28 protein-coding genes, 1 pseudogene and 1 riboswitch are annotated in these 26989 nt (G+C 70.9%); of the genes and pseudogenes, 14 read left to right on the top strand and 15 right to left on the bottom strand.

Annotated features, from left to right (window positions below; translation table 11 throughout):
• Positions 1-310, top strand: a 310-nt coding sequence (locus tag LDL48_RS27455; RefSeq protein ID WP_504786033.1) for a ClpB D2-like domain containing protein, incomplete at its 5' end; no start/stop codon positions are given.
• A 52-nt stretch (positions 311-362) separates the two neighbouring features.
• Here LDL48_RS27455 and LDL48_RS27450 read toward each other — a convergent pair.
• A complete protein-coding gene (locus LDL48_RS27450; protein WP_225258112.1) occupies positions 363-983 on the bottom strand; it encodes an NAD(P)-dependent oxidoreductase in 621 nt (206 codons plus the stop codon).
• A 44-nt stretch (positions 984-1027) separates the two neighbouring features.
• Positions 1028-1819 (bottom strand): inositol monophosphatase family protein, encoded by a 792-nt coding sequence (locus LDL48_RS27445; RefSeq protein ID WP_225258111.1) that lies wholly within the window; start codon positions 1817-1819, stop codon positions 1028-1030.
• A gap of 287 nt (positions 1820-2106) precedes the next feature.
• Here LDL48_RS27445 and LDL48_RS27440 point away from each other — a divergent pair, with 287 nt between their 5' ends.
• Together LDL48_RS27440 and LDL48_RS44685 are read left to right on the top strand one after the other, a co-directional pair.
• Positions 2107-3555, top strand: a complete 1449-nt coding sequence (locus LDL48_RS27440; RefSeq protein WP_225258110.1) for an alkaline phosphatase PhoX — start codon at positions 2107-2109, stop codon at positions 3553-3555.
• Between the two features lie 47 nt (positions 3556-3602).
• Complete coding sequence (locus tag LDL48_RS44685; protein WP_225258109.1) at positions 3603-4433, top strand: AraC family transcriptional regulator; 831 nt, start codon at positions 3603-3605, stop codon at positions 4431-4433.
• Here LDL48_RS44685 and LDL48_RS27430 read toward each other — a convergent pair.
• The 6 genes from LDL48_RS27430 to LDL48_RS27405 all read right to left on the bottom strand — a co-directional run bounded on the left by LDL48_RS27430 (position 4430) and on the right by LDL48_RS27405 (position 9503).
• On the bottom strand, positions 4430-4885 hold the full coding sequence (locus LDL48_RS27430; RefSeq protein WP_225258108.1) for a nuclear transport factor 2 family protein: 456 nt from the start codon (positions 4883-4885) through the stop codon (positions 4430-4432). The genes LDL48_RS44685 and LDL48_RS27430 overlap by 4 nt on opposite strands.
• Positions 4882-5790 carry an alpha/beta hydrolase gene (locus LDL48_RS27425; protein ID WP_225258107.1) on the bottom strand — a complete coding sequence of 303 codons (909 nt, stop codon included), beginning with the start codon at positions 5788-5790 and terminating at the stop codon, positions 4882-4884. The genes LDL48_RS27430 and LDL48_RS27425 overlap by 4 nt, the downstream gene beginning before the upstream one ends.
• An 85-nt stretch (positions 5791-5875) precedes the next feature.
• Entirely contained in the window at positions 5876-7291 is a 1416-nt protein-coding gene (locus LDL48_RS44680) for a pentapeptide repeat-containing protein (RefSeq protein WP_225258106.1), read from the bottom strand.
• 54 nt (positions 7292-7345) lie between these two features.
• Positions 7346-8026 carry an ASCH domain-containing protein gene (locus LDL48_RS27415; protein WP_225258105.1) on the bottom strand — a complete coding sequence of 227 codons (681 nt, stop codon included), beginning with the start codon at positions 8024-8026 and terminating at the stop codon, positions 7346-7348.
• Between the two features lie 17 nt (positions 8027-8043).
• On the bottom strand, positions 8044-8820 hold the full coding sequence (locus tag LDL48_RS27410) for an SAM-dependent methyltransferase (protein ID WP_225258104.1): 777 nt from the start codon (positions 8818-8820) through the stop codon (positions 8044-8046).
• 206 nt (positions 8821-9026) lie between these two features.
• Positions 9027-9503: a hypothetical protein gene (locus LDL48_RS27405; RefSeq protein WP_225258103.1), complete on the bottom strand. Its 477-nt coding sequence runs from the start codon at positions 9501-9503 to the stop codon at positions 9027-9029.
• Between the two features lie 129 nt (positions 9504-9632).
• Between LDL48_RS27405 and LDL48_RS27400 the strand changes: the two genes are divergently transcribed.
• From LDL48_RS27400 to LDL48_RS27385, 4 genes are all read left to right on the top strand, one after another.
• Positions 9633-10196 (top strand): DinB family protein, encoded by a 564-nt coding sequence (locus LDL48_RS27400; protein ID WP_225258102.1) that lies wholly within the window; start codon positions 9633-9635, stop codon positions 10194-10196.
• A gap of 81 nt (positions 10197-10277) precedes the next feature.
• The gene (locus LDL48_RS27395) at positions 10278-10739 is read left to right on the top strand and encodes a tetratricopeptide repeat protein (RefSeq protein WP_225258101.1); all 462 of its coding nucleotides are present in this window, start codon (positions 10278-10280) and stop codon (positions 10737-10739) included.
• Positions 10740-11087: 348 nt separating this feature from the next.
• Complete coding sequence (locus tag LDL48_RS27390) at positions 11088-11417, top strand: hypothetical protein (protein WP_225258100.1); 330 nt, start codon at positions 11088-11090, stop codon at positions 11415-11417.
• Positions 11418-11533: 116 nt separating this feature from the next.
• Positions 11534-12301 (top strand): S1 family peptidase, encoded by a 768-nt coding sequence (locus LDL48_RS27385; protein WP_225258099.1) that lies wholly within the window; start codon positions 11534-11536, stop codon positions 12299-12301.
• Between the two features lie 90 nt (positions 12302-12391).
• On the opposite strand, the gene LDL48_RS27380 is transcribed toward LDL48_RS27385, so the two are convergent.
• From LDL48_RS27380 to LDL48_RS27370, 3 genes are all read right to left on the bottom strand, one after another.
• Entirely contained in the window at positions 12392-13132 is a 741-nt protein-coding gene (locus tag LDL48_RS27380; protein WP_225258098.1) for a hypothetical protein, read from the bottom strand.
• On the bottom strand, positions 13129-15942 hold the full coding sequence (locus LDL48_RS27375; protein ID WP_225258097.1) for an eCIS core domain-containing protein: 2814 nt from the start codon (positions 15940-15942) through the stop codon (positions 13129-13131). Before LDL48_RS27375 ends, LDL48_RS27380 begins: the two co-directional genes overlap by 4 nt.
• A 106-nt stretch (positions 15943-16048) precedes the next feature.
• Complete coding sequence (locus tag LDL48_RS27370) at positions 16049-16612, bottom strand: hypothetical protein (protein ID WP_225258096.1); 564 nt, start codon at positions 16610-16612, stop codon at positions 16049-16051.
• 422 nt (positions 16613-17034) lie between these two features.
• Here LDL48_RS27370 and LDL48_RS27365 point away from each other — a divergent pair, with 422 nt between their 5' ends.
• Positions 17035-17739: a hypothetical protein gene (locus LDL48_RS27365; RefSeq protein ID WP_225258124.1), complete on the top strand. Its 705-nt coding sequence runs from the start codon at positions 17035-17037 to the stop codon at positions 17737-17739.
• Between the two features lie 112 nt (positions 17740-17851).
• Here the strand turns inward: LDL48_RS27365 and LDL48_RS45165 are convergent.
• Together LDL48_RS45165 and LDL48_RS45450 are read right to left on the bottom strand one after the other, a co-directional pair.
• Positions 17852-18415: pseudogene (locus LDL48_RS45165) on the bottom strand (glycosyltransferase family 2 protein); the annotation flags it as partial.
• A gap of 33 nt (positions 18416-18448) precedes the next feature.
• Positions 18449-19624, bottom strand: a complete 1176-nt coding sequence (locus LDL48_RS45450; protein WP_504786025.1) for a glycosyltransferase — start codon at positions 19622-19624, stop codon at positions 18449-18451.
• 336 nt (positions 19625-19960) lie between these two features.
• Positions 19961-20096, top strand: a riboswitch (cobalamin riboswitch).
• Here LDL48_RS45450 and bluB point away from each other — a divergent pair.
• Both bluB and LDL48_RS27340 read left to right on the top strand, forming a co-directional pair.
• Entirely contained in the window at positions 20070-20705 is a 636-nt protein-coding gene (gene bluB / locus LDL48_RS27345; RefSeq protein WP_225258095.1) for a 5,6-dimethylbenzimidazole synthase, read from the top strand. It overlaps the preceding riboswitch by 27 nt.
• Positions 20706-20756: 51 nt before the next feature.
• Complete coding sequence (locus tag LDL48_RS27340) at positions 20757-21545, top strand: class I SAM-dependent methyltransferase (RefSeq protein ID WP_225258094.1); 789 nt, start codon at positions 20757-20759, stop codon at positions 21543-21545.
• Between the two features lie 135 nt (positions 21546-21680).
• Here LDL48_RS27340 and LDL48_RS27335 read toward each other — a convergent pair whose 3' ends face one another.
• Positions 21681-22202 (bottom strand): MarR family winged helix-turn-helix transcriptional regulator, encoded by a 522-nt coding sequence (locus LDL48_RS27335; RefSeq protein ID WP_225258093.1) that lies wholly within the window; start codon positions 22200-22202, stop codon positions 21681-21683.
• Between the two features lie 115 nt (positions 22203-22317).
• Here LDL48_RS27335 and LDL48_RS27330 point away from each other — a divergent pair, with 115 nt between their 5' ends.
• The 4 genes from LDL48_RS27330 (at position 22318) to LDL48_RS27315 (ending at position 25971) form a co-directional block, all read left to right on the top strand.
• Positions 22318-23046 carry a dioxygenase family protein gene (locus LDL48_RS27330; protein WP_225258092.1) on the top strand — a complete coding sequence of 243 codons (729 nt, stop codon included), beginning with the start codon at positions 22318-22320 and terminating at the stop codon, positions 23044-23046.
• A 12-nt stretch (positions 23047-23058) separates the two neighbouring features.
• A complete protein-coding gene (locus LDL48_RS27325) occupies positions 23059-23943 on the top strand; it encodes an SDR family NAD(P)-dependent oxidoreductase (RefSeq protein WP_225258091.1) in 885 nt (294 codons plus the stop codon).
• A 15-nt stretch (positions 23944-23958) separates the two neighbouring features.
• Positions 23959-25047 (top strand): aldo/keto reductase, encoded by a 1089-nt coding sequence (locus LDL48_RS27320; RefSeq protein ID WP_225258090.1) that lies wholly within the window; start codon positions 23959-23961, stop codon positions 25045-25047.
• A 111-nt stretch (positions 25048-25158) separates the two neighbouring features.
• Positions 25159-25971, top strand: coding sequence for a class I SAM-dependent methyltransferase (locus LDL48_RS27315; protein ID WP_225258089.1), 813 nt, complete (start codon positions 25159-25161; stop codon positions 25969-25971).
• Positions 25972-26043: 72 nt separating this feature from the next.
• On the opposite strand, the gene LDL48_RS27310 is transcribed toward LDL48_RS27315, so the two are convergent.
• Positions 26044-26877 carry a PHP domain-containing protein gene (locus LDL48_RS27310; protein ID WP_225258088.1) on the bottom strand — a complete coding sequence of 278 codons (834 nt, stop codon included), beginning with the start codon at positions 26875-26877 and terminating at the stop codon, positions 26044-26046.
• Between the last annotated feature and the right edge of the window lie 112 nt (positions 26878-26989).

Raw genomic sequence — 26989 nt, 5'->3', positions numbered from 1 at the left:
CCAGCTGCGGAACAAGGACATGGGTCTGGAGCTGACCGACAACGCGCGGCGGTACCTGGCGAAGAAGGGTTACGACCCGGTGCTGGGTGCGCGGCCGTTGCGCCGGACGATCCAGCGGGACCTGGAGGACAGCCTGTCCGAGCAGATCCTGTTCAACGAGTTGCGGCCCGGGCAGATCGTCCTGGTCGACTGCGCGGGCGACCCGGACGACATCGAGAAGTCCAAGCTGGTCTTCACGGCGGCCGCGCAGCGGGCCGGAGTGCCGGACGTGGTCCCCGCCGATCTCGATCCGGCCCCGGCCGAGGAGTAGCCCTCACGGACGGCCCGGCCCCGCGCGGGGGGCCGGGCCGCCTGGGCGGGGATCAGCCGGCGACCGGGACGGCGATCCGGCCGGGGAAGCGGGGATGCACCGCCTCGTCGAGCATCGCCGCGGCCACGGTCGCCCGGCTGACGGCGGCCGGCAGGAGCCGGCGCGGCGCGTCGTCCAGCGCGAGGGTGCGGTGGGCGGTGGCGGCGGGTCCGTTGGTCAGCGGCCCGGAGTGGAACACGGTGCCGCCGGCATCGAGGACGGCGTCGTCGGCGGAGACCTTGTCGGCCAGTTCGCTTCGCAGGACGACGCCGAGCAGGGCCCGGGTGAGCGCGCCGGCCGCCCGCGCGGACCGGCCCGTGCCGTACGCGCCGAGCCAGACGACCCGGGGCACACCGGATCCGATGGCGGCCGCGGCACCGGCGACGAGCGTGTCCGGCCGGCCGCCCTTCGGCACGCCGAGCCCGGAGAGCAGGACGTCGCAGCCGACGACGGCATCGGCGATCGAGCGGGGTCGGTAGACGTCGGCGGCGACCGGGAACAGGCCCGCGTGGTCCGTCCCGGGTATCCGGCCGGGGTCGCGTGCGAGTGCGGTCACGGTCAGGCCGCGGGCCAGTGCCCCGGCGACCAGCAGCCGGCCGGTGGCGCCCGAGGCACCGAGTACGGCGATCTTCATGTCGGTTCTCCTGGGAGGTGGGTCGGTGTGCCGGGCGGCGGAGGTCAGCGCGTCGACCGCAGGACGTCGAGCACGGCGGCGTGCACGCCCGGGCCGGCGGCCAGGTAGTTCCCGCTGGTGATGTCCCACGGCTCGCCGTCGAGATCGGTGACCACGCCACCCGCCTCGAGCACCAGCAGCACCGGCCCGATGTGCGAGCGCACGTTGTGGATCTGCCAGTGCGCGTCCATCCGCCCCGCGGCGACCTGGGCGAGCTGGTGCCCGACCGGGACGGACACCCGTACGTACAGCGCCTCCTGCATCATCGCGGCCAGCGACGCACCGAAGCGTGCCGCGGACTCGGCGTCCCGGCCCGGCTTGGCCTGCCCCGTCCCGACCAGCGCGGCAGTCAGGTCGGTCTTCGCCGAGACCCGCATCGGCGCGCCGTTGGCGAACGCGCCGCCACCGGCGACCGCGGTGAACATCTCGTCCGCCAGCGGCGCGTACAGCACGGCCAGCACGGGCCGGCCGTCGCGGACCAGGCTCACCCCGATGTTCCAGTCGGTCATACCGTGCACCGCGTTGACGTTGCCGCCCACCGGGTCGACCACCCACCAGTCGCCCGCCGGCATCGGGCCGGCCGCGTGCTCGTCCACCTCCCAGTGCGAACCGGGCAGCAGCTCGGCCAGCGCGGGCCGCAGCAGATCCGCCACGACCGCGTCGTTGGCCCGCAGCGCCGCCAGCAGCTCGTCCCGCCCGGCCGGACGGTTCGCGGTGGAGTACCGGTCGATCAGGCGCGCCCCCGCGCGGCGGACCAGCGCGGTGACCTGGACGAGCAGTTCCGGTTCGGTCGGCATCGCAGACTCGCTTCCTCGATCCGCCGGTGGAGATCACCGGCTCGAAAAAATCATCGACGGGTGCCGTCATTAAGTCCAATGCATCCTTGTGAAGGCAAGGTTTACCTCGGTGCAATCGACTCCGGGAGGCCCGCGGGTGCACGTCCCTGCCGCCCGGAGCGGTGACCTCCACGGCGGACCGGTGTCATCGGCGCGACGGCTGGGCGGCCCCGAATCTTCACGTCGACGTCGCCGGACCCTCACGTGCACGGTGCGTCGGCGTCGGCTCCCCGGAGTTGGCTGTCGACGTGCCTACCTCACGTCGTACCTTCCTCGCCGGCGGCACCGCGGCCGGTGTCGGCCTCGCGGTCGCCGGTGCCGTCCCGTCCCTGGCCCAGGCCAAGCCGAGCCGGCCGCACCGGCCCGCCGGACATGTGCCCTTCCCTCCGCTGGTCGACGACCCGGACGGCATCCTGGCCCTGCCGGCCGGCTTCCGGTACGCCATCGTCACCCGGACCGGCGTCACCCGGCTCGACCGCGGCCAGGGGCTGACCCCGTCCGACCACGACGGCATGGCCGCCTACGACGCCGGGCGCGGCCGGTACACCCTGATCCAGAATCACGAGATCGACCCGGGAGCCGAGTTCGGGGTGCCGCACGTCAAGGGCACCGTCTACGACCCGGGCGCGGTGGACGCCGGCGGCTGCACGGTGATCACCACGGACCGGGCCGGCCGCAACCTCGGCGAGTTCGTCGCCCTGTCCGGCACCGTCGCCAACTGCGCCGGCGGCCCGACCCCCTGGGGCACGTGGCTGACCTGTGAGGAGACCGAGGACCGGGCCGGCGACCCGTGGTCCGAGGGCGACCGGGCGGGCGTCTTCGGCAAGGACCACGGCTACGTCTTCGAGGTCCGGGCCGACGGCACCGCGGACCCGAGGCCGATCCGCTGCCTGGGTCGGTACGCCCACGAGGCCCTGGCGATCGACAAGGACCGCCGAAACATCTACCTCTCCGAGGACGCCGACGAACCCAACGGCCTCTTCTACCGGTGGACCGCACCCCGCGGCGTCCGGGTCGGCCCCGGCGTCCTCACCCGCCTCGGCCCGACGGCCGGCGTGCTCGCCGCGATGCAGATCATCATGGACGACGGCACGGTGCTCCCGGACGTCGCCTACCTGACGTCCGCCCAGCTGGGCCGCCCCTTCCCGGTGCGGTGGACCGACGTTCCGGAACGCGACGCCCGGACCACGCCGGTCCGCGAACAGTTCGCCGACGGCCAGGTCACCCGCGGCCGCAAGTTCGAGGGCGTGTGGGGCACCGACGAGGGTGTGTACGTCGTCAACTCCTACGCCTGGGAGGACGGCGAACTCCCCGCGGACGCCGCCCCGCACGACGGCATGGTCTGGTTCTACGACTACCGCGCCGAGACCATCCAGCTGGTGACGTACTTCCCGCACCAGGCCACGTCGGAGGAGGGCGCGCCGGCGAAGTACACCGACCTGACCTTCGACGGCCCGGACAACGTGACCGTGACCCCGTGGGGCAGCCTCGTCCTCGCCGAGGACGGCGCCGGCGCCTCCCACGTGCTGAGCGCATTCCCCGGCGGCCCGACCTACGCCATCGCCCGCAACCAGCTCAACGACTCGGAGTTCTGCGGGCCGACGTTCAGCGGCGACGGCCGGGTGCTCTTCGTCAACCTGCAGGATCCCGGACTCACCCTGGCCATCACCGGCCCGTGGGAGAAGTATCTGGGCTGACCCCGCGCAGCGGACCGCCCGGGGCGTCGACGACCGCGGGAGCGCCTGTGGCACCACCAGCGCCGACCCGGCACAGCGAACTCGCCTGGCCGGGATTCACCTCGGCCTGGGCCTGGCTGCCCCCGCACGCGCACGAGACGGTCACCGGCGCCCACCAGGTCGGCGTGGCGTTCAGCGGGCACCGTGACGTGCACGTCCGTTCCGGGGCGCGGGCCGGCCGGGCGTCGTACCCCGGCGGGTCGGTGGTCTGCTCGGGCGCCGACCCGATCGTCTGGTCGGACGTGCGCGACCCCACCGAGGCGTTGGAGATCTACCCGGCCGCCGACCTCGTCGCCTCGGTGGGTGGCACCGGCGCCGGCTGGCCGACCGACCGGACCGTCGTCGGGGCGGCCGATCCGGTCGTGGTGGGGGTCGCCGGGATCATCCGGCGGGCGCACGTCGCGTCGGCGTACCTCGGTGAGACCGCCAGCAGCGGCCTCGGCCACCTGCTGGTCCGGCACGTCCTGACCGAGTACGGCGGTCAGCGCCTGCCGCCGGCGCCGGGCCACACCCGGTTGAGCCGCGCCCAGGTCAGCCGGGTCGCCGACCTGGTCGCGGCGGACCTCGGCGGCCGCCTGACGTTGGACCGGCTGGCCGCCGAGACGCACCTCTCGGCCCACCACTTCGCGCGGGCGTTCAAGGCGACGGTGGGCCAGGCGCCGCACGCCTACGTCACGGCGCGGCGGATGGACCGGGCCCGCCTGCTGCTCGCCACCACCGGGCTGGGCGTGGCCGACGTGGCGAAGGCGGTGGGATTCGCCAACCTGAGCCACTTCCGGCGGGTCTTCCGGGCCCACACGGGCGCCGGGCCGGCGGCGTACCGCAGCGCGGTGCGCTAGGGCGTGCTCCGGCCCCCACTCCGAAACACGCCCCAGCCCGCCGCCCGCTCCCGGGCGCGCGCGACCAGCTCGCGGTCCCCGGTCTCGTAGGCCGCGGTGAGCACGATGCCGGCGACCCGGGCCGGGTCGCCGGCGGTCAGGGTCAGGCGGTACCACCCGGCCACCATCCACACCTCGTCGCCGAGGACGTGATAGCCGCGCACGTTGGCCTGGACGGTGCCGTCCAGTTCGGCCGGTACGCCGAGGAAGTGCTGGGTGGCGTCGAATCCGGGCAGCAGCGCCCGCCACCGCTCCACCACCTCGTCCGCGGCGACCGTCTCGACCTCGCCGCCGAACAGCGAGACGTAGTCGAGGACGACCTCGTCGGCGAGCAGCGCGCGGACGGTGGCCCAGTCGCGGGTGTCGACGGCCCGGAAGAACCGGACGATCGAAGCGGTCACGGCGTCGTTCACGACGACCTGCCCAGCGTGCCGGTGAAGTGGTCGACCACGGCGTGGACGGCCAGGTCCACCTGGGCCGGCTGATCGTAGAAGTCGGTCTGGGCGCCCTTGGCCCACACGGTCGTCGCGTGCCGCCCGAGGCCGTCGGCCACCCGCCGTGCGTTGTCGGGGAGCACCGCGTCGTCGCTGTGCACCAGCAACGTCGGCGTCGACACGCCGGGCAGGCCGGCGAAGGCGTCGTAGGTCAGCCACGGCTGCCAGCTCAGCACGGACATCGCATTACGCCACCGGGGTACGGCGCCGCGCTCCGGATTGGCGTAGTAGTCCATCTCCACGGACATCGCCGCGTCCGGGTCACCCGCGGCGTACGCCGGGACGGTGACCAGCTCGCCGGTCTCCGCGTACGTCCGGGCGGCCGCACCGGCCCGCGCCAGCCGGTCCGCCACACCGTCCGCGCCACCGTAGAACGGCGCGACCGTGGCCAGGTCGTGGAACCACCCCGCCACCGACGCGAACGCACCGACCGGCAGGCCGCGGGCCAGGGCGCCGAGGGTGTACTGGGCGCTCGCGCAGACCGCCACCACACCGAGGCGGTCCGGGTCCACCCAGGACATGCTGCGCGCGGCGTCGACCACCGCGGCCAGATCGGCCATCTTGCGTACCGGCAGCTCGGTCTGGACGGGCTCGCCGCCACTGGCACCGAACCCGGAGAAGTCGAAGGTCAGCGCGGTGAAGCCGGCGGCGGCGAGCCGGCCGGCGTACAGGTCGGGCATCTGCTCCTTGACGGTCAGCCACGACCCGGTGACCACCACCGCGGGCTGCCGGTCGTGGCCCGCGGTCGCGGCGCGGTGCACACGGGCCGCGAGCGGCACACCGGCCGAGGTCACGACCGTGTCTTGCGTCTGGACGTCGTTCATCGCCCCAGCGTGCCGACCCGGTGCCGGATCGGGGAGGTCGAATCTTGCGCAGTCGGCGATCGGCCGGCGGGCGGCCGCCGTCCGATCAATCGATGCCCGGGCCGGACCCGGCCCGGTAGATCAGACGGGTCGGCCGGAAGCCGGGCAGCACCGTCCACCCCGGCGGCCAGACGCTGCGATAGTTCACCTCCATGAGGACGGATGCCTGGTCCAGCCGCGGCAGGCCCTCGAACGTCGCGCGCTCGAACGAGGTGTCACTGCCGAAGGTGGTGTTGTCGATCCACGCCTCGCTGCGGAACTCGGCGTCGCCGAACCACGCCTCGTCGTGGAATTCGGCGAGATCGAACGACGCCTCGCCGCAGAACCTCGTCGCGCCGAACCAGGCCTCACCGGTGAACCCGGCCCGGAGGAACTCGGCGTTGCGCAGGAACGTGGCGTCCTGGAACGAGACCCCGGCTGCGAAGACGGCCCCGTCGAACGAGGCGGCGTCCTCGACGGTGAGCCCGTCGAACCGCACCCGGACCCGGAAGGTGACCGCGGGAAACTGCGCCTCGCCCTGGAATCTCGCACCGGAGAAGTCGGCCTCGCGGAATTCCGTGCCGGCGAAGTGTGCGTCCCCGACGAAGACCGTGCCCCGGAACGTCGCGGACGCGATGTCGGCCTGGGCGAGCGTCCAGTCGATCAGCGTGGCTCCGGCCAGGTCCAGCTCCAGACCGGCCCAGAACTGGTGGGCCGGCTCGGCGGCGGACCGTTCGGCCGGGACGCCGTCCGGGCCGTCCGGAGACCGGGCGTGGGTCGCGATGATCCGCTGCGCCGTCAGCCTGACCTGCAGCTCCTCCAGCGGATCACGGCCGCGGCTCGGGACCGCTCGGACCGGCAGGGGCAACTGCGCCAAGGGCTCCCGCGCGTCCGTGGTGTCGCGCCGCCCGGGCCGGGCCGGTGGTTCGTACGGCATCCGCAGGTAGGCACACAGCAGGTTGATCACCGTCTGGCGCTGGCTCGGATGATTCTGGGCGACCCGTTCCAGGGCGTACAGCCCGCCCAGGCGCACCGCGGCGTCGGACGACCCGAGCTGTTCCACCGCCTTCGCGTAGAGGTCGGTCACCCGGCGTTCGGCCGCGTCGTCCTCGACGTGCGCCTGCGCCTTCAGCGCCAGCGCATGGTTCAGTTCGGACAGCTGCTGCGTCTTCACCGCCAGGCCGTGGGTGTGCTCGGAGAGCAGCTGGCGGCGGGTGCTGAGCAGGATGGCGGCGACGGCGCCGCCGGCCGCGAAGAAGCCGAGGCCGTACTTGAGCGTCTCGATCTGCAGCTTCGCCCGCTCCGGCTCGGGCGTCCGCGCGGCGATCAGAAGCATCGCCAGCAGGAGGCACACGCCGACCAGGGCGAGGCACGAGGCGACCACCGCCAGTCCCCGGTTCGACAACAGCCAGGGCCACCGGACGCTCGGCTGATCGGCGGCGGCGCCGGGCCGGTCGGAGGGGCGCGTCGGACGGTCCGTCACCGGTCCATCTTCGCGGATCGCCGGGCGACACCCCGAACCCGAAACGGGGCGCGGTCAGCCGTCGTCCACGTCGAACCGGACGATCACGATCTCGTCGCCCGGTTGCAGCCCCGGGTAGTAGTCCCGCAATCCCGGCAGCACATCGGCCGCGCCGGCGAAGCCGTCCTCCCGGGCCTCGTCGTCGGTGACCCGGTCGAGGCGTTTGGCCATGGTGGACGTGATCCGGCCGGGCAGGGAGATCTCCTCGTCGAACTCGAACACCAGCAGCGCCGGGCCCACCTGAACCGGATCCGCGTACCGCATCGTCACCCGCTTGCTCCCGTCCCGGACCGCGGGCAGGTGGCCGGCGCGGAACCGCAACCGCTGCACCTGCTGAGCCGGCCACCGGTAGGTGTGCGGCAGCAGGTCACCGATCGGCACGACCCGGACGTCCGCGCCGGTGGGCACGATGACCTGGATGTCGGGAAAGTAGTCGGCGAGCACCTGCCGGTCGCGGCCGCAGGGCGCCAGGACGCCCCGGCCGGCGTCGCCGACCGCGACGAGAAGACGCGGGGCCCTGGCGCCGGCCGCCCGGGCCGCCGCCAGAGCGACGAGTTCGGCGCAGGGTCCGCCGGTGAAGTGATACAGATTCAGACCGACATGGGTACGCCCGTGCTCGTCGAGAACGGCGGCGGCCACCGTGTGGATGTTCCCGTCGCCGTGCCTGCCGACGAGCGACCGAGCAGCCTCGATCAACGCGGCGGGGTGGCGCATCAAGGCTTGCGGCCCACCGCGCAGTACACGTCGAGGGCCTCCGGCTCGGTGCCCGGCGGTGGCCGCCACCGCGAGGTCGACACCACACCCGGCTCCAGCAGGTCCAGCCCGTCGAAGAAGCCGCCGATCTCCTCGGGGGTGCGCAGGTTGTACGGATGACCGCTCTGCTTGGCGACCCGCTGGCTCTCCACGCTCTGCGCGCTGGTGCTGGTCCCGTCGCTCACGACCAGGTAGCTGCCCGGCGGCACGGCGTCGAGCAGCCGCCGGACGATCGACCGGGCCTCGGCGTAGTCGGCGACGTTGCCCAGGATGCCGATCATGGTCAGCGCCACGGGCCTGCTGAAGTCGAGCGTCCGGGCGGCCTCGCGCAGAATCCGCTCAGGGTCCGCCACGTCGGAGTCGATGTAGGCGGTCGCACCCTCCGGCGAACTCGTCAGCAGCGCACGGGCGTGCACCAGCACGAGCGGATCGTTGTCGACGTAGACGATCCGCGAGTCGGGCGCGACACGCTGCGCGACCTCGTGGGTGTTGTCGGCCGTCGGCAGGCCGGTGCCGATGTCCAGGAACTGCCGGATCCCCCGCTCGCCGGCCAGGAGCGTGACCGCCTGGATGAGGAACCTCCGCTGGGCCCGGGCCACCGCCACGATTCCCGGGTTCGCCGAGCGGAGCGCCTCGCCCAGCTCCCGGTCGACGGCGAAGTTGTCTGTGCCTTCCAGGAGGTAGTTCCACACCCGCGCGCTACTCGGCCGGCTCACGTCGATGTTGGCATCGGTCATCAGGTCGTGCCCTTCGACGAGGCGGCCGTCAGACAGCGATCCTAGGCGATACGACCCCACACCGCCCGGTCCGTCGGCACCAGCGCGTTGCCGTACACGCTCGTGCTGCTGACGTAGACCACCCGCCGCACGCCGGCCGTCTCGGCGTCGTCGAGCAGTCACCATGGCCGCCCCGGCCGGCGACCGACCCCGGTTCCGGACTGCGGTCAGGTCTTCGCGCACGCCTTGTCGACCCGCTGGCCCGCCGCGTCGAACGAGGCGCCCAACGCCGCCCGCACCGGGTCGGCGGCCTTGGCCGCCTTCGTCGCCTCGGCGGCGAGCCCGTCGAGCGCCTTGGCCAGCTCGCCGTCGGCGGAGGCGGCCAGATCGGTCAGCTTGGTGGCCAGGCCGGTCAACACCTTCTTGCCCTCGGCCGGCGGCACCGTACCGTCGGGTGACACCACCCGCTTGAGTTCCTCGTTGAGCGCCGCCTTCGCCGCGCCCACCTGCCCGCACAGCGCCGAGCCGGTTCCGGCGGCCGGCGCGGATGCCGAGGCGGCCGGCCCGGTGGGCGGAGCGGAGCCGGCTGCGACGGACGCCGCGGGCGCCGACGGGCGGGCCTCGGTGGGTTCGTCCGAGGAGCACCCGGTGAGGAGCGCGAGGGCGACGGCGCAGACGGCCGATGGGGCGGTGAGTCGGTTCACAACGCCTGACTCTACTGATGTTCGTTGATGTCTGCTCGTCGCCGTACCCGGCCGCCGGGCGCGGCCGCCGGCACGAGTCCGCCCAGCGGCGGGCCCGCGAGACGGTCGGCGGTCTGGGAGAATGCCCGCATGACGCGTCAACGCGAAGTCGGTTACCGCGGCATGTGGGCACCGCCGGAGGAGGATTCCCGGTACGCCGACCGCAACCCGGTCGGCGAGCTGGCCACCATCCGGGAGTACCTCACCAACTACCGCCTGACGCTGGGCATGAAGTGTGACGGCCTGTCGCCGGAGCAGTTGGCGACCCGATCGGTGCCGCCCTCGACGATGAGTCTGCTCGGCCTGATCCGGCACATGGCGGGCGTGGAACACAGCTGGTTCCGGCGCACCCTGCAGGGCGACCGGGACACGCCACGGCCGTTCTGGTCCGCGGAGCAGCCGGACGTCGATTTCGAAGGTGCGGTGGCCGACCCGGCCGTCGTGGAGAATGCGTTCGCCGTCTGGCAGGCACAGATCGCTGCCGCTGACCAGTGGCTGGACTCGGGCGTTGAGCTGGACGGCCTCGTCGACATGGCCAACGGTCAGCGGGTCAGCGTGCGCGACGTTCTGATTCACATGGTCGAGGAGTACGCCCGGCACTGTGGCCATGCGGATCTGCTACGTGAATGCATCGACGGGCGCACGGGCCAGTAGACGGCTCGGCGGTCGTCCGGCCAGAGTGGACGGTGGGCGTCCCGGCGCGGGCGGGACACGGAAGCGGGAGGGACACATCCGATGATCACCGACCCGACGCTCGTCCGGATCGGTGAGGCGGCGCAGCTGCACCATCACCAAGGCCGGCGGGACGCCGCGCGCCGGCTGCTCAGCCGGATCTGGGACGAGATCGGCGGCGAGCACGGCGACCCCCTGCACGTGTGCGTGCTCGCGCACACCATGGCCGACGTGCAGGACGACGTACCCGAGGAATTGATCTGGGACCAGCGGGCGCTCGCCGCGGCCGACCTGCTCACCGACGAACGGACGCAGCGCGCCGGCGTGGCGCTGCCGGTCGCGGGTCTATCCCCGTCCCTGCACCTCAACCTGGGTGACTGCTACCGCAGGCTCGGCGACCTCGACCGCGCTCGCGCGCACCTGCAGCAGGCCCGGGCCGGACTCGACGCGCTCGGCGACGACGAGTACGGACAGGTGATCAGGAACGGCCTGGACCGGCTGACCCGCCAGGTGGCCGGCCGGTGACCCCAACCGGGCTCCCGGCCGGCCGGTTCGCGGTGGACCGGCAGGTCACCGTCCGGCGCCGTCGTGCGGACGATCAGAGCAGCGCGTACTCGACCATCGACGCCGCGTTGGCGGCGGCCTGCCAGGCCAGCACGGTGGCCGCGGTGGCGGCCACGAGGATGACGAGTCGTTTGAGGGTACGCATGGGTCCTCCCGGTGATCAGCGGCATCGCATGCCGTGACCCATCATCGTGGCACCCCGTCCGCCCCACGGGCATGGCCCGTCCAGCCAGATCCGGCCGTCCACTTGAGACCCGCGCAAGCCTGTCCTCCCCGACCAGACCGACCGTTTCGTTCCGGAGGTGCACCATGGACGACGACCCGCAGCTGCAACTGTTCGCCATCGTCGGGCTGACCCACCGATCGCTGAGCGGCACGGTGCGCGGTGTCGCCGGGACGGTCCGGGTGGGGGACACGGTGGAACTGCGTCTCGCCGCCGCCGACCGGCCGGTGGCCGAGAAGTTGACCGTCACCACCATCGAGTACGCCGGCGGAGTCCCGATGGACTTCGTCGACCCGGGCCGGACCGCGCTGATCTCCGTCACCGGCCCGATCGACGTGGCGGCACTCCGGGCGGTGATGGCCGGACACGCGGCCGAGCAGGTGGACCCGGCGGACCTGCGGCTCGTCGTGCGCTGATCCCCGGGCAACCCGCCGCGACCGGGGGAGCCGAGCCGCAATGTCGGGCAACTGCAACCGGAAGGTCCGCCGGCACCGTCCTACCCAGGTACCCGCAGTCCTTCCAAGGAGGCCCGTTGCGCTTCGAACGACTTCTGACCGCCGGGGTGGCGCTGGCCGCCGTACTCGCCACGGCGGCTCCGGCCGCCGCCATCAGTGGCGGTGAACGGGCCGCGCCCGGTGAGTTCCCGTGGATGGTCCGGCTCCTCCCGGTGGGGTGCGGCGGCAGCCTCATTCATCCGCAACTCGTGCTCACCGCCCAGCACTGCGTCGACGAGCAGCCGGGCGACAGCTTCACCGTCGTCTCCGGCGCCGCCGACCTGGACGACCCGCAGCGGACGTCCACCAGGTCCACCGCCATCATCGGCGGGACCGAGTGGTGGAACGGGCCGGACTGGGCGGTGGTCAAGCTGGAGCAGCCGCTCGACCTGCCCACCCTGAGGTTCGCCACCGAGCCCCAGGACCTGCGGACGCTCACGGTGACCGGCTGGGGCACGAAGAAGTCCGGCGGTCCCCAGGAACGCTTCCTCCACAAGGTGGAGCTGCCGTTCCTGCCGGACGAGCAGTGTTTCGACGACCCCTGGTGGGCGGAGCATCCCGAGTACCCGAGGGCGACAGTCTGCGCGAAGTCCGTGGACCAGAGGAGCCACTGCCCCGGCGACTCCGGCGGACCGGCCCTGCACCGGCTCCCCAGCGGCACCTGGGAACAGGTCGGCATCGTGAGCGCCGGCTCGGACTGCGACTGGGACGCCGGCGAGGAGCCGACCCCGGTCTACACCGACGTCGCCTACTTCAGCCAGAGCATCCAGCGCGCGGCCGACCAGCTGCTCTCCAGCGCCGGGTGACCGCCGCCCCGGCCGTGGCAGCCGGGCCGCGCGTCTGACCCGCGGCCCGGCTGCGGCCAGATGTCTCGTCGAGCGTCCGGATCGCGGCCGTCACGGTACGTCGTCCGGGTCGGCAGCGGCGTACCACTGGGCCGGCCCGGCGAATCCCGGAACCGTCGCCGCCGCCGGCCCGGCCATCCGCTGTTCCCGGATCAGCGCCGCGTGGGCGATCCGGGCGTCGGCGCTGAGCGAAGCGCGGTCCACCGTCATCAGGCCGGTCGGCGCCGCCGTGGCGGCGGCGATCCGCGACGCCAACCACCGGCGGGCGCGAAGCACCGGGTCGGCTTCGGCCGGAGCGGTCCGGCGTAGATGGATCCGGCTCACGCCGGCCGGAGCCGGCCAGCGGTGGTTCAGGGCGGGACAGGGGCGGGCCGCCGCCCCGGTGAACTCGTTGCCGCGCTCCCATTGCAGCCGGTCCGCCGGCACCGCCACCCAGCCGGCGCCGGCGTCCAGGCGGCCCAGCAGGACCGTCAGCGGCGTGCGGAGCAACTCGTTCAGCGGCGCCGCGACGACCAGGACGCCGCTCCGGCCGAACCGGCGCGGATCCGCACCGCCGTCGACCACCTCGGCGGCGAACCAGGGCAGCCAGCGATGCTCCGCCGCGGCGACGACGAGGCGCAGGAACGGCAGGCGCAGATGCTCCGGAAGGGACCGCGCCGCGGCCACCACCCGGTCCGGCACGGCGCCGAGATCCCCGACCGGGCCGTAGGTCCGCGGCGCGTGTCCGAGGGCGGCGGTCAGCTCACGCAGCGTCCGGGCGTCCGGCGCCGGGGCGGTACGGTCCCCGGTCACTGCGCCGGCCCCGGAAACGGCCGCAGGGTCGCCTCGACGTCCACCATCGCCGGCACCAGCATCACGCCGTCCGGGGGACCGAAGTCGATCTCGATGAGGTCGCCGAGGTCGATGCGGAAGTCCGCGTAGCCGGCGGCCACCCGATGCTGCCCGAACGACATCCGGCGGATCGCGTCCTGCGCCGCCGCCTGGTGCAGTTCGTCCGGCCCCCAGCCCGGGTTCGCGGCGGCCAGCCTGATCCGGGACCGGCCGAACTCCACCCGGAAGTTGCGCAGGTTCTGTGCGCCGAGTTGACCGTCGAAGGCGTGGATCTGCGGCCCGAACACGCGCGCGTACCGGGCGTTGGCCTGGTCGATCGCGTGCCGGGTGACGGACAGCTCGCTGCCGGACTCCACCAGCCGCACCGCGTGTTCGACGCCGCCGATCGTGGCCCGGGCGGTCAGACCCATGCGGGCACGGGGTACCCCCTCGATCACGACCACGTCCACCTCACCCAGCGGGAACGTACCGTGCATCGGATCGTCGAAGCTGATCCGGATCTGCAGTCCGCCGTCCGCGAGAACCTCCTCCTCCACCACCACGTCGGCCACGTCGACGCGCAGGACCGGGAGACCGGATCCCATGCGCGGCGCCGAACCACCGGCGCTCGCGGCGGTCGTCTGGCCTGTCGCCGCGGCTTGACCGGCGGCGGTCTCGGTGCCGGCCGCCTGCGCGCCGGCCGCGGCTTCGCCGGCTGCCGGTCCGCCCGCGCCGGTTCCGGTGCCACCCGGGCGACCGGCCGCGGCGGAGACGACAGCCGCGCCCAGCGCGACGGCGGCGAGGGCGGCCGCGGCCGCCTCCGCGTCGGCCACCCGCGAGGCGTGGTCGACCTGGGCGTCGCTCACCAGGCCGGTGCCGGGCGCCACCGCCGTGCCCTGGGCGCCCTGCAACGTCTGGAAGTCCCGCTCCGACGCGATGGCCCGGCCCACCGACACCGTGGCGGTCACCGCCAGGATCGCGACCAGGGTCAGCCCACCGGTCAGCGGCGCGACCAGGAACGCGACCTGTTGAAGGACCTGGAAGCCGAGCTCGGCGAGCATGCGCTCGGCCTGCCGGTCGCGGGTCATCTCGTCGGCGAGCCGGCGGCGGAAACCACCGGTCCACCGGTCGCCGGCGAGCGGGGCGGCCGCGGCGCGGAGCTGGTCGTGCAACGGGACCAGGTCCATCAGGTCGAGTCGGCCGCCGGACAGCGCTTCGCCGGTGCGCCGGATGTCGTCCAGCACCCCGGTCAGGCCGACCCGCAGGCGCTCGCGGGCGATGGCCGGATCCCGAGCCTCGGCAAACTGCGTCGTCTCGCCGCTGCGGCCCCCGCGGGCCATCGCAAAGAGCGCCGGAAACGCCGCGATGAGCCCGCCGATCGACCGGATCGCCTGGTGATGGTGCGTCAGCACGTCCTCGTACGACCGCACGGGATGGAGCAGGACGTCGCCGTTCGGATACTCCGGCCCGGGATCCTCCCGCAACGGCGGTGCCTGTGCCGGGTCGAACGGAACCTGGTACTTCACCCTGCGGCCGGTCCAGTCCGGGTCGACGTCGCCCCCGTCGCCGATCCGCCAGCCGACCCGCGCCTGACGAGCCTGCTCCTGCGCGCGTTGCAGGGCGGCCAAGGCGCGAGCGGCCACCTGCAGCCGCTGCAGTTCCTCGTCGTGTCCGGGCGGGCCCGCGGCACCCGACGCACCCGGTGCGAGGCCGTACCGGTGGAGTTCCGCCTCGACGATCTGGCGGTTGCCGGTGAGGTACTGCTCGGCCAGAGTCCGTACGTCGGTCCGGAACTCGTCGCGGAGCCGTACCACCTGCGGCAGGTTCTCAATCTCCGCACCCCGGTCGACGCTCTGCGTCCACAGGCCGGGGTGGGTGGTGGCGAAGGCCGCCAGGCGCTCGCCCGGCAGGCTGGCCCAGCACCGCTCGAGCGCCGCCTCGCCCTCCGGGCCCACCCACCAGTCCGCCAGAATCAGCTGCATGAGCTGAGCCTTCTGGCCGTCGTCGGCCACCGCGAAGTCGCGGATCGCCTTGGCGTCGTTCGCCGCACCGCCGGGCCCGAGCGCACGGTCGCGCAGCTCTGTGTCGGGCACCGGCGGACCGGAGTCGAACGGCCCGAACCGTGCCACCGGTCCGGCGAGCCGCCCGATGGTGCGGTTACCCACCGCCGGGTGGAGGCCCACCGCAGCGATCACCGCCGGAGCCGGTGCGGTCGGTGTGTCCGTCGACGGAGCGGCCACGACCGCGTCGGCCACCCGGCGGGCCTGTACCTCGATCGCGTCCCCGGGCCGGCTCACCCGGTTCCCGGCACCGGATGCCCCGCTCGCGTTCTGCATCACATGGGTCAGCTCATGGGTCAGCAGATGCCGCCCGGACGCGCTGGCCGGGTCGTAGGCGCCGGCCCGGAAAAAGACATCGGCACCGGTGGTGAAGGCCTCGGCGTGCACCTCGCCGGTCAGCCGGTCGGCGCGGTCGTCATCGTGAATCCGGACCGCGGAGAAGTCGGCACCGAGCCGCTGCTGCATCTCGGCTCGGACCTCCTCCGGCAGCGGGCGACCGCCGCCGCGTGCCGCGGCGATCCCGTCGGCGACGGCAGCCGGCAGCGTGGTTCGATCGGCGGAGGACTCCCCGGTCGACGCGGCGCGGTGCAGCGCCCGTGCGACGGCGCCGTTCCCGGCGCCGTGGACGACGCCACCCGGTGCGCCGCGGAAGCGTTCGGCCGGCTCGTCCCGGCCACCACGGTTGACCGCCGGGTCAACCTCCCGTTCGGCAGGCTGACGGAGGTGCGGCACCGGACCATCGTAGGCGCCGGGTTACTTTCAGTGGTCATCCCCGGGCGCATCGCCACCCGGAAGAGCGGACGACACCGGGGGGATGCCGGCCGACGGTGACGCCGTCTCAGAGCGCAATCACGTCGGCGGCGGCCGCCCGAACGAGGCCCGCGTCCACTGCCGCACTGCTTTCCGGAATCCCGAACACCGGCCATTCGCAGACGAACCTCAACGGGCCGTCGGGAGGATGCGGCCGGACGCGATGGTGCTCCCTGAGCTGGTGGTTGCCGCCATCACCACCGTCACTGTCCAGCACTGGGCTGTCGGCGGGGTTGTACCGCTCGACGTCGAGGTTGGTGGCCTTGCGTCCGTCGGCGAACTGAACCCCGAGTCTCAGCAGCTCGTCGGGCAGCCGGTCAGCGCCGAGCCACACACCGATGTCGGCACGGTGGATCCGCCGGCCGACGGGCGGCAGCCAGACGGCCGTCCAGGTCACGGCGAAGCCGTCGGGGTAGGCGTGCAGGCTCGTCACCGCGACCACCGCCTCGGTGCTCCGCGCGACGACCAGGCGCCGGTTCACCACCCCAGGAAGCATGGTGCCCCAGCCGTCCCAGACTTCGTCCGCCGCGCCGTTGCTCCACCTCGTCTCGGGGGTGGCGTCTTGCGGAGAAGCTGCGTCGAAGAAGCCCACATCGACATACTCGCAGGTCAACGATTTGCGACGGGGCCGAAGCCCGCGATCACCCGAGGCGCCGTAAAGCTGTCTCGACAGCGACTTCGACCCGGGACGTCATGCCGGACACATCAATCCGCCCGCGCGATCACAGCAGGTTGACCGGGAGAGATCGCAGTGCAGAAAGACGGCGGTATCCCATGGCGGCGCCGCCGTCCAAGGTCTGAGAATCTTCGCGGGTAGGTCGAGGGAATGCGGCAACACGGCGATCTCGGGTCGCAGCGCGACGGACTACCTCGGTGGACTGCGTACACCGTCTTTGATTAGCTCGTTCTCGGCCCGTCCGTCCAGTGAGGGCGGCCGGATGTCGCACAAGGCCCTCGCGCCGGTATGGTGATGAAGCCCAGACTTATAGATTGCGAGGGCCAGCCACAATGCAGATGGATAGTCATCTCCGTCAGAACCTGACTGCGCTTTACGCGGTGGAGCGGCAGGACGATGCGCAGTCGGCGGCCGTGAGTACTGCGATTCTCGCGTTGGGCATGACCTATGTTATTGCCGGAACGGGATTCATGCTCAGCAAATATCAGGCGGGAAAGCTCCAAGGAGTTCCTCTCTGGCTGCAGCTGGCCGGTCCAAGCATCACCATCGCGATCTTCGGGTTCTTTGTTCTGACAAGTTCGTCCACGTGGGTGCGTGCCCGGCTGCTCACGCGTCTCGAAGCCTTGTTGGGGACGAATCCGGACCAGGCTGACGAACGGCTCATCGGCGCGTACGTGCCGAGCTTCCGTACCGCAACCATGTCAATATTTGAACCTAGACCTAGAGGTTTCGAACTATTTTATCTCTTCACTTCGATAGTCAGCTACGGAATCTTTTGCGCCGTGGTCGTCGGCTTCACCGCGATTTGTCTCGTTCCCGGGCCGTGGGTGGCAGCCAAGGTTGTAGCAGCCGTCGTGTACGGCGCGACTCATGTATTGCAGATTGTTGCTCTCTTCTTGCCGCAGCATCATCCACATTTTCGTCGGGCCGATGTGCCGGAGGCCGTAGTGGCAACGTGTCAGGAAATCTCCTCCGCGCAGCGCGCGGATGAATCCTCCTCGGCAACTGCGGGAGCTTCGCACGGAGAAGAAGGCCGGGGGTAAGCCGAATAGTTTCGGCCAGAGCGTAGAGGCGAAGTGTCTTGAATCGCTCTGCCAAACCGGTATCGAATCTGCGGGTCGAGGCGACCAGCCACAACGACGTGCACCAACTGACAGTAAAACCCATTCGGTGCAGCCGACGCGAGAACTCTACATCTTCGGCGATCGACAGGGTCGTATCGAACGCGCCGGCAAGCAGGAATGACTTGCGACGGACAAGCATGGCGAACCCTGGAAGGCTTGGGAATAGCAGCCTGCTTATCACCCGGAGATAATAATATGTCAGTCGTGTGCCCAACCTAAGCATGAGGTCGTCAGTATCTGCGTAGAAACTGAAAGAGATCGCATCGCTGTCACTGCTTTTGATTATATTCCTGACTTCGATCAGGAAGAACCGCGGCAATAGCACGTCGGCGTCGAGGAATAGAATCCACGGCGCTCTCCCGGCCAGTGCTCCGCGGTTGCGAGCGTGAGAGACGCCCAGTCCAGTACGGATGATCGATACGCCTGGCGGTACCGGGTCCAGGCAGCACAGCTCGGCCGTGCAGCCGGAGCACACCAGATGGATGGCGATGTCGGAGGTGTCCTGCGTCGAGAGTGTCGAAAATAGGTCTTTCAACCAGTAGCGTTCATTGCATGCCGGAATAACGATATCCAACAGGGGGTGAGCCTCACCCATCCTTTGCCGTCCGGGTTTCTCCGGTATTCGCTTTCAACGGCAGGCTCCAGGTGGGTGTATCTCGACCGCTTTCTGGTAGGCGTTCAGCATCGCCAAGCCGTACGCGGGGAGATTTTGTGCAGTGGCCTTGCGATGACTCCGGCTTACGAGTTGTGCAGACAAGCCAGGCTGGGTCAGTAGCCGCAAGATGCCGTCCGAAAACTCGACGTGACTCTCCTCGGTAAGAAGAAGGCCTTCTCCTAATGGGTGACAGCTGTGCAACAGACTGTCCCGGATGACGGTGGGCAGGCGCGCCAAGGCAGCCTCGTGCAGTACCAGCCCCTGGGTTTCTGTTGTCGATGGAAACGCAAAAACGTCGCTTGCGCTATAGGCCGCCTCGAGCTCCCGGCCGTTCAGGTTTCCTGTGCAGATGGTCTGGCGCAGCACGCCTGCTCTTTCTATCTGCAGCGCGAGTTTGGCCCGCCGCACCGGCGTGCCGACCAGCACCAGTCTTGCTGATGGCAGCCTTCTGAGCAGGAGACCGAAGGCGGTCAACAGAAAACTTGTGGATTTCTCCGAGTGCAACCGCCCTACGAAGAGTACAACCCTGGCGTCATCATCGATCCGCCAGCGTCTACGGAATCCCTCTCGTTGAGTGACCGCTGGTGCGGTTGAGGAGAGATCGCTGGGAGCGGCAATGTACTCAACATGCTTCGATGGAGCAAAGCCGTTCCGCAGAATTGCCGCCTGTGTCGGCGACACGACCACGTCCGACTCGTCAAGAATCATGGAGCACATTGTGCTCACCAGCTGCGCCCTTCCTGCCCGGCTCGTTGGCAGACTCTTTCCCAGGCGAGTGGCGATCAGTTTGGCGGCGGCCAGTAATGCCCAGTCGGGGATACGGTACGCATCTGCGTACCGGTGCAGGTCCGTCCAGTAGGTCTGGACAAGGGGCAGGCCTAGGTCCCGGGCGAATGATACCCCCCAGATTCCGATGGGACCCAGCGTGTGTACGTGCACGACGTCGGGGCTCCACTCGCGGATCCTTGCAATGACTGCACTGCTGAAGCGAACAGCGAATCGACCGCCGAATCGGCGTATCGGAATCGATGGCAGCCGTATTGTCGGTGTATTCATGCAAGTTTGACCATGACGGCCTGGACATACTATCAGGGAATGCACGCCATGACTCTGCAGCGACGGCACAAGAAGGCGCAGCGACGTAGCCACGCCATTCGGAAGATATGTGTTGGTGTCAGAGAAGTGCGCGATCCTAATTGCCTGTTCCTATCCAATGGTCAGCTGTCTCGAAATGCTTCTCGATCTACTTGAGCGGGGCGCTTCATCATAACCGAATGAGAGAATAGGGCGCCGCCGCAGTCGGTGCGGGAGGCAGTCGCCCAGCGGGCCACGGATCTGCGGAACTCAGAGCCCGAGGGGAGCCCGGGGCGGATGACGATGGCGGTGGGCGTGGGCCAGGACGTAGGCCGGTGTCCAGACCGCCTCGCCGCTCGGGCGGTTGGGTGCGGCAGGGGCGGCCGGGCGCGGTTGGTAGCGTGCTCGATGGCATGAATTGGTGCGGGGCGTCCCACGAATGGTGGGGAGAATCGGGAAGCCGGTGTGATGTCGGCACGGGCCCGCCGCGGTGACCAGAGAGCACGGCGGGAGCCTATCCATGATCAGCGACCTGTACGACGTCATCCACCGCCGCCGGGACGTGCGCGCCCAATTCACCGGTGAGCCCCTTGCGGCCGGCGTACTCGATCGGGTGCTCGCGGCGGCGCACGCCGCACCCAGCGTCGGGCTGTCTCAGCCGTGGGACTTCGTCGTGATCGGGGACCGCGGAGTGCGGGAAGCGTTTCACCGGCACGTCCAGCACGAGCGGGAGACGTTCGCCGCCACCCTGGATGCCGAGGACGCCGACCGGTTCTCCCGGATCAAGATTGACGGCGTGCTGGAGTCCAGCCTGTCGATCGTGGTGACCTACGACCCCGACCGGGGCAGCCCGGCCGTGCTGGGCCGGCACGCCATCGCCGACGCCGGCCTCTACTCGGTATGCCTGGCCATCCAGAACCTGTGGCTGTCCGCCACCGCCGAACATCTCGGCGTCGGCTGGGTGTCGTTCTACCGCGAGCCGTTCCTGCAGCGGCTGCTCGGCATCCCCGCCGGCATCCGGCCGGTCGCCTGGCTGTGCCTCGGCCCGGTCAGTCACCTGCAGGCGGTGCCCGACCTCGAGCGACACGGATGGCGCCGACGCCGTCCCCTGCAGGCGGCGGTCCACCACGACCGTTGGAGCAGCCGTCGTCGATGAGCTCCCCGCGGAGGTTGTCCGGCCCCGTGTTCGACCATACGGTTGGGCATCGTGACGGCGGATCTGTTCAACGCGGCGGCGATGTACGACGAGGACTATCTGCATTTCTTCTCCGCGCCGGATGCTGGCGGCGCACCGACGCACGGACCGGTGGTGGGTACCGCGTACACCGGCACATCCGCCGCGGACGTCGTCTGGCGGCTGCTGGATCTGGAGCCGGGCATGCGGGTGCTCGATCTTGCCTGTGGTCATGGCGTGCTGGCGAATGAGCTGGCAGCGCGCGGTTGCCGGGTCACGGGCCTCGACTCGTCGGCGGTCTTCCTGGATCGCGCTCGGGGTGACGCGGCGGCGATGGCCGTGGACGTCGAGTACGTGGCCGGCGACATGCGCGAACTTCCGCCGTGGGTCGCTCGGTTCGACCGGGTGGTGAACTGGACGACGGCGTTCGGGTACTTCGACGACGCCACCAACCGCGGCGTTCTGCGGGAGATCGCGCGCCTCCTGCGACCCGGCGGCCGGTTGGCCATGGACCTGGACAACCTGCCGAAGTTCCTGATGTCCTACACGCCCTCGCGGATCACGGCGCGCCTCGACAACGGCGACCTGCTTGCCGACCGGCATCACCTGGATCCGCTGACGGCGCGCTTCGAGGTGGAACGCACCGTGGTTCGCGACGGCCGGGCCCGCAAACTGACCTTCGTCAAACGGTTGTTCGCCTTCCCTGAGCTGCGCGACTGGTGTGCCGCTTCCGGGTTCACCGACGTGGCCGGGTACGGCGAGGACGGTGAGCCACTGAGAAGCGATCACGATCGAATGGTCGTGGTCGCGGAGTGCGCATAGCGTCTCGCCGGATGCGTCACGGCGGAGAATCGCGGGGACCGGGGTGGCCGGGGTTCGGCACGCGGTCGCCGGCTACCGCGGCCGGCTGAACTCGTGGCGGACTGCTGGGTATGCCGGCCGGGAGGCGGGACCAGGTCAGCCCGATCGACCCGGGACGGTCCGGCGGGCTGACGTGTGGTGCCGGTCCTTTCCGGGGGCGGCGACGATTGTCGCGCCCACACCCTCCGATTCCGGGGCGGTGTCGGCGAGAGCCTTGGCCAGCAGAGTGTGCAGGCGGCGTTGCTCGGCGCTGCCGAGGCGGGCGATGGGGGTACGGGTGGTCGCGGCCTCGACCAGATGGCTCCGGGCGGCGCGGCCGCCGTCGGTCAGGTTCAGCACCTTGGTGCGCCGGTCGGTGGGGGCCGTGGTGCGGACCACATAGCCCAGTTGCTCGAGCCTGTCGGCGAGGAAGGTCACGGTCGACGGATCGCAACGCAGCCGGGCCGCCATGTGCCGCATGGACGGCGCCGGACCGGCCGGGTCCAGCTGCCACAGCATGTCGGCCAGGGCGTGGGTGAGCCTCAGCTCGGCGAGCACGTCCCGGATCTCCGCGTTGGTCGCGTTCTCCATGGCATGCAGCATCCGTAGGAGCTGGTAGGTCAACGACTCTTCCTCCATCCGCTCAGCGTACCGGATACTGCTTTGAGCATCCAATGTTTGACAACTCCAAGCTTCTCCGTCAGCATCGAACATGCTTGGACAGTCCAAGCAATGCTGGAACGGAGGATCTGCGATGGCGGGGACCGTGGGCCGGCCACGATCGGCACGCGACCGGCTACGGCGCCGCGTACTGACCACGGTGCTGGGTTTCATCGACAACCGGGCGACCATCCGCCGCGCCGCCACGCTCGACCCGGACCAGGCCACGGCGGGCCAGGGCAACGGGCCCTACTACGTGCCCGGCTCGCCGGTGCGGCGCGACGTACGGGAGGGCCGTGACGGCGTCCCGCTGCTGCTGCGCCTCCGCGTCGTGCGGGCCGGCACGCTGGCGCCGCTGGCCGGGGCGTCCGTGGAGATCTGGCACTGCGACTCGCGGGGCATCTACTCCGGCTATCAGCGCTACGGCGCCGACAGGTTCCCGGCGCTGGTGTCGCTGACGCTGCGCCGGTTCCGGCCGACGGACGACGCGATGTTCCTGCGTGGTCTGCAGAACACCGACGACGCCGGGTACGTGGAGTTCCAGACCATCGTCCCGGGCTGGTACACCCCGCGCACCGTGCACATCCACGCCCGGGTCTGCGTCGAAGGCGCAGCGGCGCTCGGCACCGAGCTGTACTTCCCCGACGACTTCGCCGCCCACGTCCAGACGCTGCCCCCTTACGCGCCGCGCGGCCGGAGCCCGTACCGCAACGACACCGACATCGAGATCCGGCTCGCCAAAGGCTCCCCGGGAAGCTGGCTCAGCATCCAGCCGGCCGGGGACGGCCACCGCGCCGATCTCACCCTGCAGATCCCTCGCTGATCAGGAGCACCCATGAACACGCGTACCGCTGTCATCACCGGCGCGGCCGGCGGTCTCGGGCAGGCCACCGCCCGGCAGTTGCTCGCCGCCGGCTTCGACGTCGTCGCCGTCACCCGCGACGCCGGCAGCGCCCGGGAGGCCCGCCAGGTTCTCGCCGCGCAGGCCGCCGGGCGTACCGTGCACGCTCTGCACACCGACCTGGTCGACCGCGCCGGTGTCTTGGCCCTCGGAGCCCAGCTGCGCAACCTCGTCGGGCACGTCGATGTGCTGATCAACAACGCCGGAGCCGCCTTCGCCGGCTATGCGGAGACCGCCGACGGTGTCGAACGCACCCACGCGCTGAACCTCCTGGCACCGTTGCACCTCACCCATGTGCTGCTCGGCGCCGGCCTGCTCGCCCCCACCGCCCGGATCGTCTCCATCTCCAGCGACCTGGTCACCCGCGGCCGCGTCGACGCCGACAACCCCGACGTCACCGGCACCTCCTGGCGTAGCAGATTCCCTCAGCTGGCCGTCTACGGCTCCGCCAAACTGCTGGGCATCCTGGCCACCGCCGCGCTGGCGGATCGGCTCCCGGCGGACATGAGCGCGTACAGCGCCACCCCTGGCGTCATCAGGACCGGCTTCAACGCCAAGTCCGGCGGGATACTCAAGGCAGTCGCCGCCGTCGGCGGACTCTTCGCCCAGGCGCCCGACAAGGCGGCCCGTACGCCCGTTCTGCTCGCCACGAGCAGAATCACGCCATCGCCGAACGGCGGCTTCTTCGCCAAGGGCGCCCCCGCGGACCCGCCGAAGCCCGCCCGCGATCCCGTCCTGGCCGCCAACGTCTACGAACGCTGCGTCCGCGAGCTCGGCGTCAGCGCGCTGCCGCCACGGGCAAACGCCGGGCTGAGCTGAACCAGCCCGTTTCGCATGTCCAAGCAATCCCGTCCCTCGATGCACCGCGGCGACGCCGTGGTCGGTCAGGTTTTCCCCCTCATGCTGCATCAGAACTTCGGCCGGCGCTCCGGCCTGCGGGTGTCCGCCTATGCACTCGGCACCGTCAACTTTGGAACACGGTGGGGCAGCGGTGCCACTCCCGACGAGGCTCGCGCCATGTTCGACCGGTTCGCCACGGCCGGCGGAACGTTCATCGACACCTCCGACAGCTATGCGCGCGCGGAATCCGAGGAGATTCTCGGTGACCTGCTCGCCACCGATCGCGATCACTTCACGGTGGCCACGAAATTCGGCAGCCCCGACGGTACGCACAGCGGAATCACCGTCTCCGGCAACAGCCGCAAGAACATGGTCCGCGCCGTCGAGGCGAGCCTGCGCCGCCTGCGTACCGATCGCATCGACCTCTACTGGGCGCACTTCCCGGATGGCCTCACGCCGATCGACGAGATCCTGCGCGGGTTCGACGACCTGGTCTCGGCCGGCAAGATTCTGTACGCGGGACTGTCCAACTTCCCGGCCTGGCAGGTGTCGCGTGCCACGGCGATCACCGACCTTCGTGGCTGGGCGCCGGTCACCGCCATCCAGGCCGAGTACAGCCTGCTCGAGCGCACCGCCGACCGCGAGCTGCTGCCGATGGCCACCGCGCTCGGCCTCGGCGTGGGAATGTGGTCCCCACTGGGCGGTGGACGGCTCACCGGCAAGTACCGCACGAGCGACGCGGGCCGGCTGACGAACTGGCGGGGAGCGCTGGTGCACGCCGAGAACAAGACGATTCTGGACCTGGTCCTCGACATCGCGGCCGAGCTCGGGGTCACGCCCGGGCAGGTGAGCATGGCCTGGCTGCTGCACCGCCAAGCCCAGTCACCGACCGCGCTCATTCCCCTGATCGGCCCGCGCACCGTCGAGCAGCTGGACGAATACCTGGCGGCGCTGAGCCTCACGTTGCCGCAGGAGCAGAGCGCGCGGCTCGACGACGCTTCGGCGGTGGCGCCGGGGGTGCCGTTCGTCGAGAACCGCCACCTGCCGAACGGCGTACGCCGGCCGGTCGTGCCGGTCCTCTAGGCGTCATGTCCACGGACGTCGCCGAGCCGGAACGGCAGGGGCGACGGGCACTCCCGCCGAACCATGTCCTCCACGGTTTCCTCACCCACCCTTCTATCGCGGAGCAGGACGATGTCATCCCAGGTCAGTTTCGACTTCGGCCGGCTTGCCGACAGCTTCGCCCAGATGCTGCCCGTTCTGGCACCGGTGACCACCAGGATCATGGAACATATTCCCGAGCCTGCGGCGGGCGCCAAGGTGCTGGATGTCGCCTGCGGCACGGGCGAGCCCGGCCTGACCCTGGCGGAGCGCTTCCCCGGACTGGAATTGGTTGGCGTCGAGGCGGCCGAACCCATGGTCGGCATGGCGCGCACCAAGGCGGCCAGAAGGGGGATCACCGGCGTCCGCTTCGCAGTGCAGAACAGCCAGCAGCTCGACCTGCCGGACGAGAGCACGGACCTGGTCGTCTCCCGGTTCGGCGTGCTGTCCTTCGCCGACCCGAGGGCCGAGTCTCGCGAGCTGGCCCGGGTGATGCGCCCCGGCGCGGCGTTCAGCATCGCGACCTGGGACGCCGCCAGCAAGAACATCCTCACGTACGCGATCTCGGAAGCTGTCGGCGAACGGCTGCCCGCGCAGGCGACCGCCTCGATCCAGCGGCTCGAGCACCTCGCCATGCCCGGTCGCCGGGAGCAATGGCTCGTCCAGGCCGGACTCTCCGAGGTCGCCAGTGAACTCTGGTCGTGGTCCGTCGAGTTCCCCCACGAGTCGGCGATGTGGGAACTCGCAACCGGTCCGGCGATGCTCGGGGCCGTACTCAAGGATGCCGACGACGACCTTCTTGCCAGGGCCCGCGTGCGCTTCGGTGACCTGTTGAGCGACTACCGCAGCCCCGAGGGCTCCTACACGCTGCCGTACGCGTGCCGGCTGATCTGGGGCCGTCGCTGACAGCCCACAGGCTGGCGGCGCACCTTCCGGTGGGGCGCCGACGGCGACCGCATGCCACAGATGCAGATCGCGTCAGGCGTACCAGCTGTCGTAGGGGTGCCGGCCGGGACGGAAGCCGAACGCCTCGACCATGGCGACTGCTTCCGCGAAGCCCTCGCCGACGCCGCCGGGACAGTGCGCGTCGCTGCCGAAGGTGACTACCGCACCTCCGGCCTCCCTCCACCACCGCACGACCTCCGGGAAGGGCCGCCGGTTCGTGTTGACCTCCAGCGTCAGGCCGGCGGCCGCCACCACCGTCAGCGCATGCCGGAACTCCTCCTCGAAGTCCGCGGGGTCGAACGGCCCCGCGGTCGCGGGCCAGTACCGGCTGACGAAGTCGATGTGGGCGAGCGCCTCGAAGTCCGTGGATCCGGCCACCAGCCGGGGAATCTCGGCCAGGTAGTCGCGAACCACCTCCGCGGCCGGCCGTCGTGCGAAGTGCTCGCCCGGCTCATTGAGCCCCGCGCCCAGCGGCAGGGTGTGCAGGGAGCCGAGGACGCGGTCGAACCGCCCCGCCGCGAGCACCGCCGCAACCTGATCCCGGTGCCAATGCGGCTCGCCGACCTCCACCCCGGTGAGGATCACCAGGTCGGAAAACTTCTCCCGGCAACGCTGCACGCACGCCAGATAGCCGTCGACGTCCAGCCGGGGCGGGGCCAGCGTCCCGTCCTCGGTGATCAGGTCGGTGACCTTCGCGGGGGCATCCGGCGCCGGTTCCACCCTGGTCCAGACGGTGAAGTCGAGGTGCTCGGTGAAGGCGATGGCCGGCAGGCCCATGGCCAGCGCCCGGGCGCAACTGGCCTCCATGTCACCTGGCTCGCAGTCCCAGGACCATTCGGTGTGAACATGTCCGTCGGTGGGGAGCATGACCGTAAGAATGTCAGCTCTACCTCGGCCATCGACAGTCGGCGTCCCAGATCTGCTGCACTGATCGCGGCCTGTTCCTGCGTCAGCCCGCTTCCGTCACGGGGAACAGGCC

The organism is Jidongwangia harbinensis, assembly GCF_020216025.1.
GTDB classification, from domain to species: Bacteria; Actinomycetota; Actinomycetes; order Mycobacteriales; family Micromonosporaceae; genus Actinoplanes; species Actinoplanes harbinensis.
The sequence above is the reverse complement of the archived record's forward strand: the minus strand, read 5'-3'. Positions and strand labels throughout refer to the sequence as shown.